The sequence below is a fragment of the Archangium sp. genome (assembly GCF_036389735.1).
Lineage (GTDB): Bacteria > Myxococcota > Myxococcia > Myxococcales > Myxococcaceae > Archangium.
In genome coordinates this window covers 1-4,260 of record NZ_DASVWK010000487.1, presented here as the reverse complement: position 1 = coordinate 4,260, position 4,260 = coordinate 1, and the positions used below count along the sequence as shown (strand labels likewise).

Below are 4,260 nucleotides of genomic sequence, written 5' to 3'. Positions count from 1 at the left end.
CGGCAGGATCTTGGCGTGATCGAGCAGGGTGAAGCACAGCTCGAGCAGGTCCTTGGGGGTGCTGTTCACGCCGCGCAGCAGGACGCCCTGGTTGCGCACGTCGCGGAAGCCCATGTCGAGCAGCTTGCGCACGGCCTTGCCGACCAGCGGGGTGAGCTGGCGCGCGTTGTTGACGTGGGTGTGGAGCGCGAGGTCCACGCCGCGCTCGTTGGCCTTCTTGGCGAGCCGCTCCAGCCCCTGGAGGACGGAGTCCTGGAGGAAGTGCTGGGGGATGGCCATGAGCCCCTTGCTGGCCAGGCGGATGTCCCGGATGTTGGGGATGTCGAGCAGGGCGCTGACGAAGGGCTCGAGCGCCTGGATGGGCAGGTTGGCGATGTCGCCACCGCTGACGACCACGTCGCGGACGGTGGGCGTCCGGCGCAGGTAGTCGAGCATCTGCTCGTAGCGCTCCTTCTGACCGAGCTGAAAGCGGTGCTTCTGGACCTGGGGGACGTCATTGCCCACGAGGTCCATGCGGGTGCAGTGGCCGCAGTACTGGGGGCAGGTGGGGAGCATCTCCGCCAGCACCTTGGTGGGGTAGCGGTGGGTGAGTCCCTCGACGGCCCACATCTCCGCCTCGTGGAGGCTGTCGCGGCTGGCCTTGGGGTGGTTGGGCCACTCGGTGTGCCGGTCGTCGAAGGCGGGGAGCATGTACCGGCGGACGGGGTCGTTCCACAGGTCCGTCTCGTCCAGGGTGTTGAGCATCTGGGGCGGGACGAGGATGGACATGGTGGCGCGCTCGCGCTGATCGCGCTCCATGCTGGCCAGCAGGTCATCCGGCAGGAGGTTGCCCAGGACGGCCTGGAGCTCCTTGAGGTTCTTGACGGTGTGCTTGCGCTGCCAGACGGAGCTCTCCCACTCGGCCTGGGTCACGTCCTTGAAGCCGGGCAGCCGCTTCCAATCGGGCTCCACGAACTCGCGGCGGAGCGGATAGGAAAAAGGCTGCTGGGCGGGGCCGGCCGAGGAGGCTTTGCCGCGAATGGGCGTCGTCATGGCGATCCACCTTGAAGGAACGAGGGCCCGGGAGGAGTCACCCGGGCAGAGGGTCCCTCTTTACCCAACAATGGAAAGAGGGCAACCAATGTGTGACTACTCGACCGGTACGTTGACGAGCTTGGCCATCCCCCCCTCGGAGATGTCCACGGTCTGGGGCTTGCTCTGCTTGCTGCCGATCTTGAAGATGACCGTGTGGCTGCCCACTGGGAGGATGAGCGGGCTGCCGAGTCCAGCCGGCGTATCGCGCCCGGTGTACTTGCCATTGATCCAGATCTGGGCACCGAGCGGGCGGGAGCTACAAGCGAGCTTGCCCTTGGCGGACGACACCTTGCCGGAGGCCTTCACCACGGTGCTCTTCGGAGCGGGCGGCGCCTTGGTGGCCTGACGCTCGGGGGGAGGAGGCGGCGGCGGCGCCTCCTTCTCGAGCGCGAAGGACACCTCCAACTCCGTATCGCCCTTGGAGCGGAACTTACTGGAGTAGGACTTGTAGCCAGCGCGCTTGACGGTGAAGGCGTAGGTCTTGCCGATGGTGAGGTTCTCGAGCTTCGCATCGGGCGTCTTGCCCACGCGCCTGCCGTCCACCTCGATCTCGGCGCCAGAGTCACCCACGAACAGGGCGGTGAACCGGGTCGGCTTGGCCGGCTCTGCGGGGGTGGGTGAGGTACCCGTGCCGGTATCCTTCCCAGAGGCGGCCTGCTGCGCCGGCTTCTCCCGACCGGTCTCGGAAGGCGGGGTCTCCGACTCCACCTGGGTACCGGTGCCAGTGCCAGCGACCTGGGTGTCGTCGCCTGCCAGTGAATCGGCCGGGGGCGCGGCGTTCAGCGTCACGGCCACGACCTGGGGGCTCTGGCCCTTGGTGACGGAGACTACCTGCTCGGTGGGCAGATGACCCGGAGCGGTAGCGGTGAGCGTGTGGGAGCCTTCGGGGAGTTCGATGACCTGGTTGTGCGCGAAGATCTGCCCGTTGATGCGGATCTCGGCGCCCTCGGCGGGCTGGACGGAGATCATCAAGCTACCGGTACGAGGCCCGGAGAACAGCAGGACACCCACGACCACGACCACGACCAGCGCGACGGCCGCGGCGACGCCGAGCAGGGCCTTCGGGGGCGGCTTCTTGCCCGTCGCGGCGGCGCGCGGCGCTACCTTCTGAGGGGCGGGCTTCGTCTTCTCGGGAGCGGGCTCTGGCTCCTCCTGATGGAGGTCAATGGGGCCGGTGGTCTCCTCTTGTTCGGACTCGCCGAAGGCCCCAGCCTCGGGCGATTGCTCCGCATCCGGATGCGAGGACGAATGCCGCTCATCCTGGTCCAGCCGCATGCGCTGGCCGGTGGGCATGGGGCTGATCATGGTGCTGCCGGATTCGACCTGCCCGACGCGGGTGGCATTGGAATCCACCGCGGCATCTGTAGAAGGCCGCGCCGTGGGGGCGAGTCCGACGACAGTGGCGCCCGCGTAGCTCTCGGATTCATCCCCGATGACGACCTGCTGCTTGCCACCGCCGCGGACCCTGTCCCGGGGGGTGGGAGGCAAGGTGGAGTCCTCACCCGTCAGGCTGTCATCGACCAGCACGCTCGCCGCGGAGGGCGCGGGGCTGCTGGAGGGGTCTGGACGCATGGCGAAGGCCGAGTCGACGATCTGCGTCTTGTCCCCTGCCCCATCGAGCTCCGCCAACTCTTCCTCGGTGGCAGGTGGCACGTAGTTGTTGGCCACGGAGGGTTGAGCTGGAACAGTGGTCGCACGACTGACTGCGGGCCCCGAGGAAGAGGCCTGCTGCCGGCGCGACGAGCGGGAGATGTCGCCGGTGACGCCGGAGGCCTCGATCTCCTCCGGGCGCTGGATGGAGGCATAGCGCTCCATCTTCTCGGCCTCGCGGAGGATGTCCTCCGCGAAGACCTCCTTCATGAACCCCGAGAGGTGCTTGGAGGAGTAGATGGCATCGCCGGCCAGGAGGAACCGCATGAGGTCCTCCTGGAAGTCCGAGGCCCACTGGTAGCGATCCTCGACATCGCGGGCGAGCGCCTTGAGCATCACCTTCTCGAGGCCCGCCGGAACGTTGGGGTTGAACTGGCGCGGCGTGGGGATGTCCGCGTTGCGTACCTTCTCCAGTGTGGAGTAGTCCGACTCGCCGACGAATAATCGCTCGCCGGTGAGCATCTCGTAGAGGATGACGCCCACGGCGAAGACGTCGCTGCGGCGATCGATGGGCAGGCCGCGGACCTGCTCCGGACTCATGTAGCCGAACTTGCCCTTGAGGATGCCGGCCTGCGTCTTCTGCGAGCGGTTCGCCGCCTTGGCGATGCCAAAGTCGATGATCTTCACCTCGCCTTCGTACGAGACGAGGATGTTCTGCGGAGAGACGTCGCGGTGGATGATGCCCAGGTCCTGGCCGCGCGCGTCCTTCTTGCGGTGCGCGTAGTCGAGCCCCTCGCACATCTTCGAGGCGATGAAGACGGCCTGGGCGGTGGGCATGATCTCCTTGCGCCGCCGGTAGCGCTCCAGGAGGGTGCGCACGTCCCGTCCGGCCACGTACTCCATCGCGATGAAGTAGGTGTCCTCGTGCTTCCCGAGCTCGTGGATGTGAACGACGTTGGCGTGGTTCAGCTGAACGCTGATCCGCGCCTCGTCGATGAACATCGTGATGAACTCGTCGTCCTCCGCCATCGTCGGGAGGATCTTCTTGATGGCGAGGATTCGCTCGAACCCTTCAACGCCGAAGGCCTTGGCCGTGAATACCTCCGCCATGCCGCCAACGTTGATGCGCTCGAGGAGGAGGTACTTCCCAAATAAGGTCGGCTTCTTCATTGCGTGGGATCCGCCCGCACCCGGATGGCCACAGTGCCGCTCCTGAAGGAGCAGTGGGTGGAAAACCGGACGAACCCGGGACTTTAGTCGGAGCACGGACGGGGAGTCAAACCACCCCCGACGGCGGATTCCCCAGGAGTTCCAGCCACTTGGACTTCGCCCCGTCTCCAGGGCACGCCAGTTCGGATAAGGACACGGAGCACGCGCCTGGTCGCCTGGAGAGCCCGGGACCGAGCTGAGCCCATGAAGCGGCCCGCAAAGGCGAAGGCCCCGAGGCCTCACGTGTGTGAGGACTCGGGGCCTTCAAAAAAAATCCGGCAGCGACCTACTCTCCCGCGCGGTTTCCCGCGGAGTACCATCGGCTCTGGAGGGCTTAACTTCCGTGTTCGGGATGGGAACGGGTGGAACCCCTCCGACATTGCCACC

General features: G+C 66.6%; 2 protein-coding genes and 1 rRNA gene. All 3 read right to left on the bottom strand.

Annotated features, from left to right (window positions below; genetic code table 11):
- Positions 1–1,032, bottom strand: a 1,032-nt coding sequence (locus VF794_RS17265) for a lysine 2,3-aminomutase (RefSeq protein WP_331111761.1), incomplete at its 3' end; no start/stop codon positions are given.
- A gap of 96 nt (positions 1,033–1,128) precedes the next feature.
- Positions 1,129–3,834, bottom strand: coding sequence for a serine/threonine-protein kinase (locus tag VF794_RS17260; protein ID WP_331111759.1), 2,706 nt, complete (start codon positions 3,832–3,834; stop codon positions 1,129–1,131).
- A 312-nt stretch (positions 3,835–4,146) separates the two neighbouring features.
- Positions 4,147–4,260 (bottom strand): 5S ribosomal RNA (gene rrf, locus VF794_RS17255); the annotation flags it as partial.